General features: G+C 33.5%; 12 protein-coding genes. 10 read left to right on the top strand and 2 right to left on the bottom strand.

Annotation, left to right across the window (positions count from 1 at the left end; translation table 11 throughout):
- Nucleotides 1-20: 20 nt before the first annotated feature.
- Nucleotides 21-2,528, bottom strand: a complete 2,508-nt coding sequence (locus QLS65_RS06890; RefSeq protein WP_282716153.1) for a M14 family zinc carboxypeptidase — start codon at nucleotides 2,526-2,528, stop codon at nucleotides 21-23.
- Nucleotides 2,529-2,766: 238 nt separating this feature from the next.
- On the opposite strand from QLS65_RS06890, the gene QLS65_RS06885 reads away from it, so the two are divergent.
- The gene (locus QLS65_RS06885; protein ID WP_282712526.1) at nucleotides 2,767-4,194 is read left to right on the top strand and encodes an L-serine ammonia-lyase; all 1,428 of its coding nucleotides are present in this window, start codon (nucleotides 2,767-2,769) and stop codon (nucleotides 4,192-4,194) included.
- Between the two features lie 85 nt (nucleotides 4,195-4,279).
- On the top strand, nucleotides 4,280-4,450 hold the full coding sequence (locus QLS65_RS06880) for a hypothetical protein (RefSeq protein ID WP_282712525.1): 171 nt from the start codon (nucleotides 4,280-4,282) through the stop codon (nucleotides 4,448-4,450).
- A 91-nt stretch (nucleotides 4,451-4,541) separates the two neighbouring features.
- On the opposite strand, the gene QLS65_RS06875 is transcribed toward QLS65_RS06880, so the two are convergent.
- On the bottom strand, nucleotides 4,542-4,973 hold the full coding sequence (locus tag QLS65_RS06875) for a Cif family virulence factor (protein ID WP_282712524.1): 432 nt from the start codon (nucleotides 4,971-4,973) through the stop codon (nucleotides 4,542-4,544).
- A 101-nt stretch (nucleotides 4,974-5,074) separates the two neighbouring features.
- Between QLS65_RS06875 and panB the strand changes: the two genes are divergently transcribed.
- The 8 genes from panB to QLS65_RS06835 all read left to right on the top strand — a co-directional run bounded on the left by panB (nucleotide 5,075) and on the right by QLS65_RS06835 (nucleotide 16,223).
- Nucleotides 5,075-5,893, top strand: a complete 819-nt coding sequence (gene panB / locus QLS65_RS06870; protein ID WP_099715002.1) for a 3-methyl-2-oxobutanoate hydroxymethyltransferase — start codon at nucleotides 5,075-5,077, stop codon at nucleotides 5,891-5,893.
- Between the two features lie 28 nt (nucleotides 5,894-5,921).
- A complete protein-coding gene (locus QLS65_RS06865) occupies nucleotides 5,922-6,611 on the top strand; it encodes an RluA family pseudouridine synthase (protein ID WP_282712523.1) in 690 nt (229 codons plus the stop codon).
- Nucleotides 6,612-6,772: 161 nt separating this feature from the next.
- Nucleotides 6,773-8,101, top strand: a complete 1,329-nt coding sequence (locus QLS65_RS06860; protein WP_282712522.1) for an aldehyde dehydrogenase — start codon at nucleotides 6,773-6,775, stop codon at nucleotides 8,099-8,101.
- A complete protein-coding gene (locus tag QLS65_RS06855) occupies nucleotides 8,092-8,829 on the top strand; it encodes a nitroreductase family protein (RefSeq protein ID WP_282716150.1) in 738 nt (245 codons plus the stop codon). The genes QLS65_RS06860 and QLS65_RS06855 overlap by 10 nt, the downstream gene beginning before the upstream one ends.
- Before the next feature lie 32 nt (nucleotides 8,830-8,861).
- Nucleotides 8,862-9,644, top strand: a complete 783-nt coding sequence (locus tag QLS65_RS06850) for a hypothetical protein (protein ID WP_282712520.1) — start codon at nucleotides 8,862-8,864, stop codon at nucleotides 9,642-9,644.
- 211 nt (nucleotides 9,645-9,855) lie between these two features.
- Complete coding sequence (locus tag QLS65_RS06845) at nucleotides 9,856-13,791, top strand: PAS domain S-box protein (protein WP_282716148.1); 3,936 nt, start codon at nucleotides 9,856-9,858, stop codon at nucleotides 13,789-13,791.
- A gap of 85 nt (nucleotides 13,792-13,876) precedes the next feature.
- Nucleotides 13,877-14,737 (top strand): KPN_02809 family neutral zinc metallopeptidase, encoded by an 861-nt coding sequence (ypfJ, locus tag QLS65_RS06840; protein ID WP_282716147.1) that lies wholly within the window; start codon nucleotides 13,877-13,879, stop codon nucleotides 14,735-14,737.
- 196 nt (nucleotides 14,738-14,933) lie between these two features.
- Nucleotides 14,934-16,223: a DEAD/DEAH box helicase gene (locus tag QLS65_RS06835; protein WP_282716145.1), complete on the top strand. Its 1,290-nt coding sequence runs from the start codon at nucleotides 14,934-14,936 to the stop codon at nucleotides 16,221-16,223.
- Nucleotides 16,224-16,482 lie beyond the last annotated feature (259 nt).

The raw sequence follows: 16,482 nt of genomic DNA, 5'->3' as shown, positions 1-16,482 counted from the left end.
GTATGATAAATATTCAAATTTTAGTCCACCAAGAATAATGCATTGCTGAACAATAGATTTCCGTTTTCCCAGAAACCTCTAAACAACGGATTATCAACCATATAAATTACTTCGCCATTTTCTTTCTTATCGACAGCAAAGCTTACGGTATTATTCAATTTCTTTTTGATTTCATTACCAACAAAACCGTAACTCTTATAATCTTTAGGTACGTAAACAACATTTGTTGCTTTTTTCAATAATGAATAATGTCTGTCATCCGTTTTTAAGCTGAAATATTTATCTCCTAAACCAAAAGACATTGGATGTGTTTTATTCAAAAGATTCTCAATGATAGCACCAGGAATTGATTTAGAAATATACCTGCGTTCAGTATCTTGGAAATCTAAGAATCGTTCTTTTAATTCATTTTCAGAGTCCTCTTTTTCAGAGCTAAGTTTGTCTTCATCCGTAGCAAAAGGACTCAAAGCATATCCTTCTTTTCCTTCAAATAAACTAAGTGCGCTATTCATGGCAATCACTTTTCCACCATTTTTAACCCATTCTGCAATTTGTTTCTGTTGTTCTTCAGAGAAATTGTAATAACCATCAGGCAATATCAATGTGTTATAATTGTATAATTTTATTCTTTTAAAATTATCCGCATCCACAACACTTACCGGATACCCCACTGTTTCTTCCAGATAATACCAAACAGAACCAAATTCAGTAGAACCAACTCCTTTGCCTGACAATAAAACAATTTTTGGAGCTTTTAATAAATTGAAATTTTCACCACCAACATCTTTAGAATTCGAAGAAAAACCAATTAAAATATAATTAAAATCTGTTTTTATTTTCACGAGATCAGTAATCGTTTTTTCAAAGTCAGCTACATTAGGATTGTCAGTTTTGGTAACCAGTAAGCCTCCCGGCTCAACAGTTGTATCACCAAAAATAGCTTTTTTCATCGCTGATCGCACCTTGATATTATTTTGGTGCAACAAAGACAAAACCTGAGCTGAGATTCTGTTATTCCACGGAATATGAAACGCATATACATTTTTAGGAATCGTTTTTTCCAGCGCTTCAATTGACGCTTTTGTTTTAATGGCTAAACTATTTTTCACCGCATATCCCTCAACTCCATACGCCAAAGGCAATGCCCAAGAGGTAATGTCATACGATAAACTGTCATTCAATTTTTGGTTCGGTTCAAAAAGAACTTGTGCAAAAACGGCTTTTTGTTGGTCTACTTTTACAATCAAATCATTCGGTTCAATCGTAAAACCTTTCTCTGACTTGGTGTTGTAATTGAATCCTGAAGCTTTTTGACTGGCATCGGCATAACTGAATTCTACATTATTTTTTTTCAACAAATCCGCCATTTGAATTAATTTCGGATTGTTTTTCATCACATACATTTTATAATTTCCCTTAACTGTTTTTCGAGAATTATTCATAAAACCTCTGAATCCTTTCAGCAAAACATCCGCTTGTGATGCCGCCGATTCCACAACCGTTAAAACAGCCGTTGCGTGATGCGTCAATCGGTCTTTTATAGTCAAATTGATTCCGTTGCTCATCACAACTTCTCTTCCTGCTCCTATTCCTCCTTGTTCCAATGTCATTCCGACTGCTCCGTTGTAAGTAGGATATGTATCGCCATAACTTGGATAAAACAAATCAAAACGTTCCCCCGTATTGTACATCCAGTTTTGAGCATCGAATTTCTTAGAAATATTTTTTCCTAAAGTGTAATGAAAATCTTTTTGATACTTTTCAATGTATTCGTGCAAAGGTTCTGCTGATGGGGGAAAGAAATACGGAGAATTATATCCCATTTCGTGAACATCTGTATGAACTTGAGGCATCCATTGGTTGTATAATGCAATACGCTGTTGGGTTTCCGGTTGTGTTTGCCACGCCCAGTCTCTATTTAAATCAAAAATATAATGGTTGTATCTACCACCTGGCCAAACTTCCATGTGCTCTCTGTCTGACAGTTCCGGATGCGTTTTTTTACCTGAAATCTCTCTTAACCAATTTCCGTATCTGGAATATCCATCAGGATTAATGCATGGATCAAGAATTACAATAGTATTCTCTAGCCACTTCTTAGTTTCTGCATTCGAAGGATTTACTAATTCGTAAGCCACTGTCATCGCGCTTTCGGTTCCTGCAAATTCATTGCCGTGAACATTAAAACTCAACCATACAATTAACTTATCGCCAATCATTTGCGATTTATTCTCGGATAAACCAATGGCGGCTAAATTGTTGTTTCGAATTTGTTCTAAATTAGCCAAATTCTCCGGACTGGAAATAAAATACACATTCAAATCCCTTTGTTCCGGTGTTACACCATATTTCTGGTGTTTTATAAAAGTAGACTTTTCCGTAAGATGCTTGAAATAATTTTCAGCCTGATGATAATAGGTAATTTGTTTTCCGTAATTGGGTAAAAATTGAGAAGGACTTTGCACTTGCGAATGAACACTTAGCACCAAAGTTAGCATTAGATAAAAAGAAAAAACGGTCTTTTTCATATTTTTTTGGGTTAGTTATGCTTCAAAAATAGCCATTTAACAAGTATTGCACAAGCTAAATTTCGGATTAGTGAAATATTGATTTTACTAATCCTCAAGTTTTTATTAATTCATTTTTTCTTGAAGAATAATAACAATACGGCAATATTCATTATTAAATAAACAATATTATTCTATTTTAGATTAGTATCATTGCTACATTCTATTATATTTGCAGACAACAAAATTCACACTACAGATGGAAGAATGTATCTCAGTTTTTGACATGTTAAAAATTGGTGTTGGACCTTCGAGTTCGCACACACTTGGACCTTGGAGAGCTGCCGAACGCTTTCTTAGTGAATTGAGAAACCAAAATTTACTTCATACTGTAAACCGGGTAAAAATAGATTTATACGGCTCCCTTTCCTTAACCGGAAAAGGACACGCCACGGATTTAGCCGTAATGCTGGGTTTAAGCGGGCAAGATCCGGAATACATTCCTGTGGAAAATATTGATGCAATCATTAAATCCATAGAATCCAAAAACGAAATCAATTTAGGAAACGAAAGACCAATTCCTTTTTATTTCCTCCAAGACATCGTTTTCAATAAAAACTTCCTTCCTTTTCATGCCAATGGAATGACTTTTACAGCTTATATGACGGATGATATCGAATACGTTTCTACCTTTTATTCTATTGGTGGCGGATTTGTGGTCAAAGAAGAACGCATCAACGCCAAGAAGAAAATCCAGATAAAATGTGCTTTTCCGTATCCTATTGACAAAGCCTCCGAACTATTGGATTATTGCAAAAAAGAAAACAAATCCATATCGGAAATCGTTTATGAAAACGAAAAATCAATGCGTACCGAAGCCGTTATTGATCATGAATTGATGCGCATTTGGAAAACGATGCTCGAATGCATGTACATTGGTTGCCATTCTGAAGGGATTCTTCCAGGCGGATTAAACGTGCGCCGCCGTGCTTTTGATATGCACCAAAACCTCATCGGTTTAGCCAATTATGATTCGCCTCAAAGCTGGCTCGAAGAAATTAGAAAAACAGAAGTAAAATTTCGCCAAATCCTGAAATGGGTTTCTTGTTTTGCCCTTGCGGTAAATGAAGTAAACGCTGCTTTAGGGCGCGTGGTTACTGCTCCAACGAATGGAAGTGCAGGAGTTATTCCAGCTGTTTTGATGTATTATTTAGTGATTGAAAACCATAATGCCGGAGAAAAGGAAATCAAACAATTCCTGATGGTTGCCGGAGAAATAGGCAGTATTTTCAAGAAAGGTTCTACAATATCCGCAGCAATGGGAGGTTGTCAGGCCGAAATAGGCGTTTCTTCCTCGATGGCCGCAGCCGCTTTATGCGAATTGATGGGCGGAACTCCCGAACAGGTTTTAATGGCTGCCGAAATAGCCATGGAACATCATTTGGGATTGACTTGTGATCCTATTGGCGGTTTGGTTCAGATTCCGTGTATCGAAAGAAATACAATGGGTGCCATAAAAGCAATTAATGCTGCTGAACTAGCCTTGGAAACCGACCCAAAAAACGCAAAAGTACCTTTAGACAAAGTGGTAGACACAATGTGGCAAACTGCCAAAGACATGAATAACAAGTACAAAGAAACTTCCGAGGGAGGATTAGCCATTGCCGTAAATTTGGCGGATTGTTAAATTTAATAATACAAATTTAAAACACTGATAATCTATAATTCAACTATTTACAGTATATTTAATACCTATTCTTAAACCAGAAATAATGGAAATTAATTGGGTAATAATCAGCATTATAATCATTTGTGTGCTTATTTTGATTGTATTTCTTATTAGAAAAAATCAAAAAGATAAAAAGAAATACACTCATTTCTTGAACAATGATTTCAAAAAAGCAAAGGAAGAAGAATCAGACTTGAATGACGACACGTATTGATTTATATTGTTAAACTCTTTTGAAAACCCATAGAAATCATTTCACTTTTCATGAAATAAAATTCATTATTTCATGAAAAGTGAAACCAAAACTACTTTCTTCGGGTATCAATAAGATGAACGATTTTCCAAATGTTATCTTTTTTGAAAAGCGTAAAAGCATTCACCCCTTTATGACTTAATTTGCCATTCACATAAAACTCATAAGGCGTCCAAGCGTGCGCCATGCTTCCATCCACTTGAATAGAATAACTCAGAATTTTTTCTTGAAACTTTAATTCAGCAGGAATAGAAGCTATCGATTTAAAAAATACTTGTGGCTTTTCATTGGATAATTTGGTGCCTTTAGCATTCTCACTAATAGATTGTAAAATCATTGTATCCTCACAAAGAGCCTGTAATTTCAGAGTATCTTTGGCATGAAAAGCCTCGAAAAAAGTATCAACCACTTTTTGAATTTCTTGATTTTGAGCCTGAGAATTTGCCGAGAAGAACAATACTATCAATACTACTATTTTACGCATAATTACTTTTTTAATAAATTGGTATTACAAATAACATTACTGTTACATTTTTGAGTTAAAAATATACATTTTATTACCTTTACAATCTTAAAACAACAAATATGTCTGTCGCAAAAAAAGATTATAAAAGGATTACTACAAAATCACTGATTGAGATGAAAGCTAATGGAGAGAAAATTTCCATGCTTACCGCATACGATTATACCATGGCAAAAATCGTTGATACTGCCGGAATTGATGTCATCTTAGTGGGTGACTCTGCATCGAATGTAATGGCCGGTCACGAAACGACTTTGCCAATTACTTTGGACCAAATGATTTATCACGCGTCATCTGTGGTGAGAGCTATAGAAAGAGCATTGGTTGTCGTGGATTTACCTTTTGGAAGTTACCAATCAGATCCTAAAGAAGCGTTGCGTTCTGCCATCAGAATTATGAAAGAAAGTGGTGGTCATGCCGTAAAACTGGAAGGTGGTAAAGAAATTAAAGATTCGATCAAGAAAATATTAAACGCAGGAATACCAGTTATGGGACATTTGGGTTTAACACCACAATCTATTTATAAATTTGGAACCTATACGGTTCGTGCCAAAGAAGAGGAAGAAGCTGATAAACTTATTGAAGATGCTAAATTATTGGAAAGATTAGGTTGTTTCGGATTAGTGTTAGAAAAAATTCCTGCTCATTTAGCCGAGAAAGTTGCCCAAAGTATTTCTATTCCAGTAATTGGGATTGGTGCAGGTGGCGGAGTTGACGGACAAGTATTGGTAATTCACGACATGTTAGGAATGAACAATGAATTTAGCCCTCGTTTCTTGAGAAGATACATGAATTTATACGAAGGAATGACAACTGCCATCGGTCAATATGTTGCCGATGTGAAATCCAGTGATTTCCCTAATTCAAGTGAACAATATTAAGCTCCTAAACCCCAAGGGGAATTGAAAAATGAAAATAGTTTCCAATAAAAGCAACCTTCAAGTGCTACACGAAGACAATCACCTCATTGTGGTAAACAAGCGTGTGGGCGATATTGTTCAGGGCGATAAAACTGGCGATAAACCATTGTCTGATGTTGTGAAAGAATTTATTAAAGACAAATACAACAAACCTGGCGAAGTGTTTCTGGGAGTCGTACATAGGTTGGATAGACCGACGACTGGAATAGTCGTTTTTGCCAGAACTAGTAAAGCGTTGACGAGAATGAATGAGTTGTTCAGCAACCGTGAAACTCAAAAAACGTATTGGTGCATTGTGAAAAACAAGCCTTCTAATACCGAGGATAAATTGGTCCATTTCCTAAAAAGAAACGAAAAAAACAATACCTCAAAAGCGCATTTAAAAGAAGTTCCAGACAGTAAATTAGCCAGTTTAGATTATAAAATCATCAAGGAACTCAATAATTATTTTGCTCTGGAAATTAATCTTCACACGGGAAGACACCATCAAATTCGAGCTCAACTTTCGGCTATTGGTTCACCGATAAAAGGCGATTTAAAATATGGTTTTGACCGAAGTAATCCAGATGGTGGTATTCATTTACATGCTCGAAAATTAGTTTTTGTCCATCCTGTTACCAAAGAAAATATAGAAATTATCGCACCAACACCAGATGATGTGATTTGGAATGCAGTTTAATCTGATCATTATGTTTCAATTAAAAATGTAACAAAAACAATACTTTACATACTTATACATTATAAAACAGGAATAGTTATTCCTGTTTTTTTATTTTTTTATTTTATGATCTACAGCTGGTTTAAAATAATATTTATGTAATTTTAAATTAAAATCATTCAATGAGCTATCATACAGAAATTGCTTTCCGAAAAGAATCCCTTAAAAAATTATTGCATAACATTATAGAAAATGAAGAGGCAATCATTAAGGCTTTGTATGATGATTTTAAGAAACCTGCTTTTGAAGCTGTTTTAACAGAAACTAATTATGTGATTAGTGACTTGAAGGAAACTATAAAAAATATCGATTCTTGGGCAAAGCCGAAGAAAGTTTTTGCTTCTCTTTTAAATTTCCCCTCTTCGGATTTTATTTATAGTGAACCATACGGGAATGTATTGATTCTTTCTCCTTGGAATTATCCGTTTCAATTGGCTTTGTGCCCGCTCGTTGCTGCAGTTGCCGCCGGGAATAAAGTAACTTTAAAACCCTCTGAACTTACACCAAATACTTCGAATATCATTTCTAAAATTATCACTGAAACTTTTGCTGTAAAAGATGTTGTGGTTATAACTGGAGATGCCAAAATTGCACAAGAATTATTAAATCAACGCTGGGACTATATTTTTTTCACGGGAAGTGTCGCTGTTGGAAAAATAGTGGCAAAAGCTGCTGCCGAAAACCTAACGCCCGTTACCCTTGAATTAGGCGGAAAAAGTCCTTGCATTGTTGACGAAACCGCTAATTTAGAATTAAGCGCTCGACGTATTCTATGGGGGAAAATCATAAACGCCGGACAAACCTGTGTTGCACCCGATTATATTTTGGTACACCATAAAATGAAAGATACTTTCGTAAAATTATTAATTCAAGAAATTCAAAAAGCACTTGGAACAAACCCGGAAGAATCATCTGATTTTGCGAGAATCATCAATTTGAAAAATTGGGAACGTCAATTACGTTTATTGGAAAATCAAGAAATACTTTTTGGCGGACAATCTAACAAAGAAACATTATACCTTGCTCCTACTTTACTTGACGAGCCAAAAATGGATAGTTTAGTGATGACAGAAGAAATTTTTGGCCCAATACTCCCAATACTTTCTTATGAATCAAAAGCTGATATTGAAAAAATAATTTCGAGCTTCGAAAAACCACTATCACTGTATTTATTTTCCCAAAACAAATCCTTTATCGATGAAGTGTTGCAAAAATATTCTTTTGGTGGCGGTTGCATCAATGATACGGTAATTCATTTGGCTAACAATCGCCTGCCTTTTGGCGGTGTTGGAAATTCCGGAATGGGAGCGTATCATGGAAAATTAAGTTTTGATATTTTTTCCCATAAAAAAGCAATTGTAAAAAAAGGGACTTGGCTCGATTTACCTATGCGTTATGCGCCCTATAAAGACAAATTAAAAACCATTCAAAAAATATTAAAATGGTTGTAACCAATGAAAAATCAGTAAGCGAGGCCATAAAATACAGGCGATCCGTTCGGGTTTTTAAAAACGAAGCTATTGATGCGCAAAAAGTAAAAGAATGCATTCAATTAGCAACTCTGGCACCCACGAGCAGTAATATGCAACTTTGGGAATTCTACCATATTGTTTCGCCAGAAATAATACAACAAATAGCAAAAGCCAGTTTTGATCAGAATGCTGCAAAAACAGCACAACAAATAGTGGTTGTTCTGGCGAGGAAAGATTTATGGCGCAAAAGAGTCCAATCGAATATTGCTCATTTAAAAATTCAATATGGTAATAAGCCTGAAGCAGATTATTCGAAAAGAGAAAAATTTGCTTTGAATTATTATCAGAAAATTATTCCGACCCTTTATTTTGATTTTTTAGGAATTATCGGAATGATAAAATTTCTTGCTTTTCAAGTTATTGGAATCTTCAAACCCATCTACAGACAAGCCAGACAAAGCGATATGCGCATTGTAGCACAAAAAAGTGCGGGACTTGCAGCACAGAATTTTATGATAAGCATGGCAGCCATAAATTATGATACATGTCCAATGGAAGGTTTTGATTCGCTGAGAATTAAAAAAATATTACATTTACCTGCTCGTTCAGAAATAAACATGATTTTAGGCTGTGGAATAAGAGAAGAACAAGGCATTTACGGGGAACGATTTAGAGTTACTTTTGAAGAAGTCTATTTTAAAAAATAAAAAACTAACAAACCAAATAATACCAAAACCAAATGATTAAAACTACACAAGACCGTATTGAGGAAATAAAAAAGAATGGATATACCTTAGATTTTGGAAATGTTTTCAACCATGCATTCGAAAATTATAAAAAAATTGCGTTGTACGGCGGCTTAATGATTTTTGTCATTTTTGTTCTCCTCAGTATTTTGGCATTTGGAGTAGTAATTGCAATTTTTGGAAGTCTAGCAGTGGTAGATTTTTTAAAACCGGAAAATTTAAAACCGGAAGAATTTAGTTTAGATACCTTACTGATTTTCTCTGGAATTTCTATAGTAATCTCTTGCTTACTAAGTCCATTGACAGCAGCACTAATAAAGATGGCATATTGTGCTGAGAGAGATGAAGAGTTCAATATTTCAACGATGTTTGAATATTATAAAGCACCGTACTTCAAGGAAATTTTCATCGCTACATTTCTTATTTCGCTAATTAGTTCTATTTTCTCTACTATAATTAATTACACACAAATACCCGGTATTAGTTTTGTTATCACAGTAATTATAGAATTATTTACCATTTTAATGATTCCACTTATTATTTTTGGAAAACTAAAAGCTTTAGAAGCTTTAGAAGCTAGTATTCTAATTGTTTCTAAACAACCTTTAATTCTTCTAGGATTAATTGTTGTTGGATCTATCGCTACATTGGTAGGGCTTATTGGATGTTGTATCGGAATTGTTTTTACGCTTCCCTTCTTAAATTCATTGTATTATGCTATTTATAGCGAAATAATAGGATTTGATTCTCAAACTGAGATTGAAAATAGAAACTAAAAATATTTTTTACAGCTAAAAACCAAAATTTAATTTTACTGAATTTTGGTTTTTATTTAAAATAAATCCTTACATTGAAATCTATATCGAGGTAAAAACCCAAATCTAGTCATTCAAATCTAATCAAAATACTTCTATGGTGTCATACTGTAGCCTATTGACTATTTTCAACTCAAAATTAGTTTTATTTTGGGCTTCTAATTTTTTTACAATGAATAGTCTTTTATGGCTAACAATTGCTACTTTATTTATTTTTCTAGCGTATAAAATTTATACTATAAAGTCTACTTTAAGAAGCAAACTATTAGACAAAGGAGTAGAAGCTGTTACTAAAAACAAAGAATATCAGCTCTATTTACTCTTTTTAGGAATCATACTTCCTGCGATAGAAGTCATTTTTGAAATTTTTAAAATTAGGCCTGTTAGTTTATTAATACCCAATTGTTCTATTGGCTTTTCTTTAATTTTATTGTACTTAGTAAGTACCAGATCTACTATTGTATTTAGATATATCAAACAAATTTTTATTGCGCTATTCATAATTTATTTTTGTTTTATAGCCCGTAATCTAATTTATTCTCCAAGTGATGTTATCCCTATAACCGCTTTTGTAGTTTGTTTTTACTTTGCGTACAATGTATTACGACCTATAAAAGTGTATTGGTTTTTTGTTACATCCGTTTTTATCTTCATAGGTGTCTCTTATGTTTTAGAAGTAATACCATTAAAAACTAATATTTCACTATTTATTTATTGTTCTATAATTCTGATTATAAATTACATTCATCACGTATCATTATTAAATATTGATGTTGAATTTCGTTTTAACAATCAAATTATCAATAAAGGAAATTCACTTATTCTGGCAACAAATAAAAAGGGTGAAATTGTTTTTTGTAGCGAGAATGTGGAAACTATTTTAGGATATACTGTAGATCAGGTTATGGGATTGGGTTACTGGAAGCTAACCGAAGACCCTGAATTTTACGGAGAAGATTATCATACTAAGTTTAAGGTAGACAGAATCTTTATCCGAAAAATTAAATGTAAAAATGGCGAATACAAGCACATACAATGGAATGACAAAAGATTTTCAGACGATTTAATTATAGGCATTGGTCAGGATGTAACTAATGAAGTCCATTTACAAAATCAATATAAAAATTTAATTCAAAATGCTATCGATCTTATTTTTGAGGTAGATGACAACGGTAATTTCACATTTGTGAATGCATTTACTATTAAAACTTTAGGCTTCAAAAAGAAAGAAATACTAAACAGACATTATCTAGAATTCATACGTGAAGATTACTGTACTAGCATAATGGATTTTTACCAAAACTTGTTAGAAAATGAGCAAAACTTCCCAACGATTGAGTTTCCATTATTAAAGAAGAACGGAGAAGAACTATGGGTTTCTCAAAAGGTGATCATTAATCGAAATGATACTGGGAAAATAGTAGGATACTCCGGTATTGCAAGAGATATAACTAAATTCAAGGATATTGAATTTGAAAATAAAATTCGTCAGAAAAAAGTAGAGGAATATAACAAAACGATTAAAAAGTTATCGACTACTAACTTTAGAAATTACAAAAATCTGGACCTTAGTATAATGCAAATTATTGAATCGGCATCAAAAGTTACTAAATGCTGTCGCGTTAGTTACTGGAGTTATACCGAAGATGTCATTACTTGTGAAAATTTATATGAATTAGAAATCAATACCTACAGCAAAGGATATGTATTAAAAAAAGAAAATTATCCTATTTACTTTGAATCTATAAAAAGTAAAAAGCAAATTTGTGCGCCTGATGTTTTAGATAAAGTGGAACTATCTGAATTTATAGAAAATTATTTTCTAAAATACGATATCAAATCACAACTTGACATTCCCATTTTTATCAGTGGAGAATTAATGGGAACCATCAGTTTTGAAACTTCAAAAAACAAAAAAAATTGGGATAATGACGATATCATTTTCGCCAGAACAATATCGGATATTATATCATTGACCATAATTTCACACAGTAGATATGAAGCTGAGAAAAAATTAGAATACAAGAGCGACCTTTTATCAGCAATGGCGCTCTGTACAGAGAAGTTTTTAAACAGTAAAGATATAAATGATATTTTCTCAGACGTACTCATTATTATGGGAAAAGCAACAAAATCTCATCGAGCATATTACTATGAAAATGATGAAAATACTGGATTAATAAGTCAAAAATACCGATGGATAATACACAATATAAAATTAACTGAGAATAATGTAAAGCTTCAAAATTTACCATACGAATACTTTGAAGAGCTAATAACACCACTTTTAAACAATAAAATATACAGAGCTATAATCCCTAAAATCGAAAATATTTCTTTGAAGGATAAATTAGCTAATGTAGATGTGGTTTCATTGATACTTTTTCCGATTTTTGTGAGAAACAATTTTCATGGGTTTTTAGGATTTGATGATACCCAAAATGAACGAATATGGTCAGAAGATGAAGTTAATATTTTACAAACATTAGCCAGTAATATCGCCTCTTCTATTGAACGCCTTGCTAACGAAACAGCTATAAATGAAAGTGAAGAAAAGTTCCGATTATTAGCCAATAATATTCCCGGAACCGTTTATTTATCTAATTATGATGAAAATAACACTAAGATTTACATCAATGATGAAATTGAAAAACTAACAGGATATGCAAAATCAAATTTCCTGAATGATCAATTATCCTTTATTGACTTAATTCATCCAGAGGATAAAGCAATTACAATTGCAGCACAAAAAAATGCTATAGAAAACAAAAGAGCCATTCACTTAACGTACCGAATTATACATAAAGACAATCATATTGTTTGGGTAGAAGAGTTTGGAGATGCCATTTACAAAGATGGAAAAATTGCATTTATTGAAGGTATTTTTATTGATATTACGGAGAGAAAACAAACAGAAACCGTTGTACAGCAAAAGGAATTAGCTGAAGCTGCCAACAGAGCAAAATCAGAATTTTTGGCAAATATGAGCCACGAAATTAGAACACCTTTGAACGGAATTATTGGTTTTACTGATTTATTAATGAAAACTAATCTTGGAGTAACCCAAGAAAAATATATCACCACTGTAAATCAATCGGCACATTCTTTATTGGACATCATAAATGACATTCTGGATTTCTCAAAAATTGAAGCCGGAAAACTGGATTTATTTATAGATAAATATGATATTGGAGAAATGTTAGGTCAAATTATTGATTTAATATTATATGAATCCAATCAAAAAAAATTAAACTTAAAACTCAATATAGCCTCAGATATTCCTAAATATTTTTGGGTAGACAGCGTACGTTTAAAACAAATATTGATTAATCTGCTTGCCAATGCTGTAAAATTCACTGAAAAAGGTTCTATACATTTAGATGTAACCGTTATTGAAAAAATAGACGATTCTAATGCTAAAATTCGTTTTGCAGTAATTGACACCGGAATCGGAATTTTAGAACAAAATAAAAAGAAAATATTTCAGGCATTTTCCCAAGAAGATAGCTCAACAACCAGGAAATTTGGTGGTACAGGATTGGGATTAACCATTTCAAACCAATTATTGGGTTTAATGAACAGCCGTTTGCAACTAGAAAGCAAAATTGATTCAGGCAGTACTTTTTATTTTGATTTGAATTTAAAAACTAGCAACGAACCAGTAGAAAAAGGCAGCTTATTTGAAACTGATTTCGATACTATTAAAAATATAGTCGCTAAAAAAAACCTCAGCATCAAAAAAATCAAAATAATGATTGTTGAAGATAACAAAGTAAATATGTTACTGCTAAAAACAATCATTAAAAACTTATATATAAATCCGGTCATATCAGAAATTACAAATGGTAAAGATGCAGTTGATCAATTTGAAGCATTAAATCCAGATATTATTTTTATGGATATCCAAATGCCTATTATGAATGGGTATGAAGCGACACGATTAATCAGAACTTTAAAATCAGGACAAAATGTGCCTATTATTGCTATAACTGCGGGTACCGAAAAAGAAGAAAAAGAAAAATGTCTCAATGCGGGAATGAATGATTATATCCCAAAACCAATTATAAAAGGAATTATTGAGGAAACTATTTCTAAATGGACTACTTAACATCTTCTAAAAAAAATATTTATCCTTTAAATTATTATACTTTTATGTATATTCATTTTTTAAAAACAACTAAAAATAACACAATATGAAATGGAGTGGTAGACGTTCAAGTGAAAATTTTGAAGACCGTAGAGGAATGTCTTCTGGAGGAAAAACAATTGTAGGAGGTGGAATTATTGGTATTATTATCTTGTTATTGAATGTTTTTGGTGGAGAAAATGCCCAAATGCTAACTCCAATTCTTGAACAAATGAATCAAGGAAAAAGTGCTCCCACTGAACAAAGAGCCTTAACTGCAGCCGAAATTGAAGAAGGCAAATTCATAGAATCCATATTAGTAGATACTGAAGATGTATGGGGAAAAATATTTCAAGAAAACAACATGCAATATGAAAGACCAAATTTAGTATTGTTTACTGATGCCGTAGAAACGGAGTGCGGTAATGCCACATCTGCTTCCGGACCTTTTTATTGTCCTGGTGACCAAAAAGTGTATATGGATTTAGCATTTTTTGAAGAACTAAAAACTAAATTTGGTACTCAAGGAGGTGATTTTGCAACTGCTTATGTTATTGCCCACGAGATTGGTCATCATGTGCAAACCTTGTTAGGAACTTCCGCAAAAATGAGACAGATGCAAAAAGGAAAAAGTCAGGCTGAAGCTAATAAATTATCGGTTGCCCTAGAATTGCAAGCTGATTTTTATGCTGGCGTTTGGACACATTACAATCAAAAAATGAATAATTTCTTGGAAGAAGGCGATATTGATGAAGCTTTAAGTGCGGCCCATGCTGTCGGTGATGATGCAATTCAAGCAAAAATACAAGGACATATTGTTCCCGAATCCTTTACTCACGGAACTTCCGCACAACGTAAAGCTTGGTTTATGAAAGGATACAAAACGGGAGACATCAAGCAAGGAAATACTTTTGCAGAAATAGACTAAAATTTATTTTAAAAAACATTCAGATAAAAATAGGGCTATTTGCCCTATTTTTTGTTTCTAACAGATTAAAACGAAGTACAATGATTTTATCTAAACAAAATCAAGCAATCAAAAGCACATCGAAAAATTAGCAGTACCTTTGCCCCCAATTAAAAAAGTAACCTAAATACTAGTGTTTACTTTATAAACACCATTTATGTCATTTAACTCATTAGGTTTATCTGATGCTTTACTTAAAGCTATCAGCAAAAAAGGATATACAACTCCTTCTCCAATACAACAAAAAGCAATTCCACCCATTTTAGAAGGTAAAGATGTATTAGCATCCGCACAAACGGGGACTGGAAAAACAGCCGGTTTTACACTACCTATTTTACAAATATTATCAGTAGGGCAACACTTAAGTCGCAGACCTATTCGTGCCTTAATATTGACTCCAACCAGAGAATTAGCCGCACAAATATTGGCTAATATAAAAGAATACAGTGAATTTTTAGATTTACGCAGTACCGTTATTTTTGGTGGCGTTAACCAAAATCCACAAGTGACACAATTGCGTCAGGGAATCGATATTCTTGTTGCTACTCCAGGTAGATTAATCGATTTGCAGAACCAAGGTTTAATATCACTTGCAAAAGTTGAAATCTTAGTTTTAGATGAAGCGGATCGTATGCTGGATATGGGTTTTTTACGAGACATTGAACGAATCTTGAAAGTATTGCCTTCAAAAAGACAAAACTTACTATTTTCGGCAACCTTTTCAAAAGACATCAAGAAATTGGCAATGGGCATTTTGCACAACCCAGTTCATGTTGAAGCAACTCCGGAAAACACAACTGTAGATGCCATTATCCAAAAAGTATATCCTGTTGCCAAAGAGAAAAAAACAGAACTGATCATTAAATTGATTACAGAAGGAAACTGGAAACAAATTTTGGTTTTTACCCGTACCAAACAGGGTGCCAACAAACTGACGGAAAGCATGATTAGCGCCGGAATCAAAGCAGCAGCCATTCACGGAAACAAAGGCCAAGGTGCACGGACCAAAGCACTAGCAGGTTTCAAAGACGGAAGCCTGACCGCTTTAGTGGCTACAGATATTGCAGCGCGAGGATTAGACATCCCATTATTACCCCATGTTGTTAATTTTGAATTGCCTAATATTCCTGAAGATTACGTTCACCGCATTGGTAGAACCGGCAGAGCTGGAGCAAGTGGAGAAGCGATTTCGTTATTCAGTCCGGACGAAACCGTCTTTTTACGTGATATAGAAAAATTGGTAGGTTTAAAATTGCCAATAGAAAACATCAAAGGTTTTGAGCCAGATCCTAACGCTTCAAAAGAACCTATTAAACAAGGGCAAGGCAGACAGCAACGCAATTCGACTCCTAAGAAACCAAAAACAGATACCACAAATCGTAGCAGTAACAATAGTTTTGGTCCGAGACGTCCAAGTCAAAATAATGACCGACGTTCTAATAGGTAATAACTAAAAAGATACATTTTCTTTTTTTAGGAGCAGTATGATTTCGTTTTTTAAGGAAGTCACCTCCCGCTATACACTACAATCTCCCGATGAAAAATCGGGAGGATTTTCGTTACTATCGGGGCTACAAACCACTTGTATTAATTTCAAGTAAATCCATCACCTCTCTTATATTGACAACAGTAACCAGCTATTTTTATTATCACACCCAAGAAGGAAAATAATTAAACTAGAGCATATATCAAAATTAATATCAGGT

It is taken from the genome of Flavobacterium algoritolerans (assembly GCF_030010385.1).
GTDB lineage: Bacteria > Bacteroidota > Bacteroidia > Flavobacteriales > Flavobacteriaceae > Flavobacterium > Flavobacterium algoritolerans.
The sequence above is the reverse complement of the archived record's forward strand: the minus strand, read 5'-3'. Positions and strand labels throughout refer to the sequence as shown.

Bases quoted from the DNA above. Each gene is read 5' to 3' on its own strand.
- QLS65_RS06890 (WP_282716153.1), bottom strand. From the start codon at position 2,528: ATGAAAAAGACCGTTTTTTCTTTTTATCTAATGCTAACTTTGGTGCTA.
- QLS65_RS06885 (WP_282712526.1), top strand. From the start codon at position 2,767: ATGGAAGAATGTATCTCAGTTTTTGACATGTTAAAAATTGGTGTTGGA.
- QLS65_RS06880 (WP_282712525.1), top strand. From the start codon at position 4,280: ATGGAAATTAATTGGGTAATAATCAGCATTATAATCATTTGTGTGCTT.
- QLS65_RS06875 (WP_282712524.1), bottom strand. From the start codon at position 4,973: ATGCGTAAAATAGTAGTATTGATAGTATTGTTCTTCTCGGCAAATTCT.
- panB (WP_099715002.1), top strand. From the start codon at position 5,075: ATGTCTGTCGCAAAAAAAGATTATAAAAGGATTACTACAAAATCACTG.
- QLS65_RS06865 (WP_282712523.1), top strand. From the start codon at position 5,922: ATGAAAATAGTTTCCAATAAAAGCAACCTTCAAGTGCTACACGAAGAC.
- QLS65_RS06860 (WP_282712522.1), top strand. From the start codon at position 6,773: ATGAGCTATCATACAGAAATTGCTTTCCGAAAAGAATCCCTTAAAAAA.
- QLS65_RS06855 (WP_282716150.1), top strand. From the start codon at position 8,092: ATGGTTGTAACCAATGAAAAATCAGTAAGCGAGGCCATAAAATACAGG.
- QLS65_RS06850 (WP_282712520.1), top strand. From the start codon at position 8,862: ATGATTAAAACTACACAAGACCGTATTGAGGAAATAAAAAAGAATGGA.
- QLS65_RS06845 (WP_282716148.1), top strand. From the start codon at position 9,856: ATGAATAGTCTTTTATGGCTAACAATTGCTACTTTATTTATTTTTCTA.
- ypfJ (WP_282716147.1), top strand. From the start codon at position 13,877: ATGAAATGGAGTGGTAGACGTTCAAGTGAAAATTTTGAAGACCGTAGA.
- QLS65_RS06835 (WP_282716145.1), top strand. From the start codon at position 14,934: ATGTCATTTAACTCATTAGGTTTATCTGATGCTTTACTTAAAGCTATC.